Raw genomic sequence first — 1,124 nt, 5'->3', positions numbered from 1 at the left:
CTTTAAGGAACGATGAACATGAAAAGCAAAATCATCAGGGAGCTACAGGCTCCTTTTTTATTATTCGCATTCACCCTCAAGCGTATTAACCAACAGTTCAGGGATTAATGAAAGATGGCAGACATCATTGATTCAGCATCAGAAATAGAAGAATTACAGCGCAACACAGCAATAAAAATGCGCCGCCTGAACCACCAGGCTATATCTGCCACTCATTGTTGTGAGTGTGGCGATCCGATAGATGAACGAAGACGCCTGGTCGTTCAGGGTTGTCGGACTTGTGCAAGTTGCCAGGAGGATCTGGAACTTATCAGTAAACAGAGAGGTTCGAAGTGAGCGAAATTAACTCTCAGGCACTGCGTGAAGCGGCAGAGCAGGCAATGCATGACGACTGGGGATTTGACGCAGACCTTTTCCATGAATTGGTAACACCATCGATTGTGCTGGAACTGCTGGATGAACGGGAAAGAAACCAGCAATACATCAAACGCCGCGACCAGGAGAACGAGGATATTGCGCTAACAGTAGGGAAACTGCGTGTTGAGCTTGAAACAGCAAAATCAAAACTCAACGAGCAGCGTGAGTATTACGAAGGTGTTATCTCGGATGGGAGTAAGCGTATTGCTAAACTGGAAAGCAACGAAGTCCGTGAAGACGGAAACCAGTTTCTTGTTGTTCGCCATCCTGGGAAGACTCCTGTTATCAAGCACTGCACTGGTGACCTGGAAGAGTTTCTGCGGCAGTTAATCGAACAAGACCCGTTAGTAACTATCGACATCATTACGCATCGCTATTACGGGGTTGGAGGTCAATGGGTTCAGGATGCAGGTGAGTATCTGCATATGATGTCTGACGCTGGCATTCGCATCAAAGGAGAGTGAGATCGGTTTTGTAAAAGATAACGCTTGTGAAAATGCTGAATTTCGCGTCGTCTTCACAGCGATGCCAGAGTCTGTAGTGTCAGATGATGACCGTACTCAAACATCGGGTTGAGTATTATCTTACTGTTTCTTTACATAAACATTGCTGATACCGTTTAGCTGAAACGACATACATTGCAAGGAGTTTATAAATGAGTATCAATGAGTTAGAGTCTGAGCAAAAAGATTGGGCGTTATCAATGT

The 1,124-nt window shown here is 45.1% G+C and carries 2 protein-coding genes; both read left to right on the top strand.

The annotated features are described in order from the left end of the window. Positions 1–114 precede the first annotated feature (114 nt). Positions 115–336, top strand: coding sequence for a TraR/DksA family transcriptional regulator (locus E1289_RS37685; RefSeq protein WP_000763367.1), 222 nt, complete (start codon positions 115–117; stop codon positions 334–336). Then, positions 333–881 (top strand): ead/Ea22-like family protein, encoded by a 549-nt coding sequence (locus tag E1289_RS37680; protein WP_001289873.1) that lies wholly within the window; start codon positions 333–335, stop codon positions 879–881. Before E1289_RS37685 ends, E1289_RS37680 begins: the two co-directional genes overlap by 4 nt. Positions 882–1,124 lie beyond the last annotated feature (243 nt).

This window comes from Actinomadura sp. 6K520 (genome assembly GCF_004349245.1).
Taxonomy (GTDB): domain Bacteria; phylum Actinomycetota; class Actinomycetes; order Streptosporangiales; family Streptosporangiaceae; genus Spirillospora.
Note: the sequence above shows the minus strand (reverse complement) of the source record. Positions and strands in the feature narration are given on the sequence as shown.

What these genes read in the sequence shown, in the direction of transcription:
- E1289_RS37685 (WP_000763367.1), top strand. Translation starts at nt 115, where the DNA reads ATGGCAGACATCATTGATTCAGCATCAGAAATAGAAGAATTACAGCGC.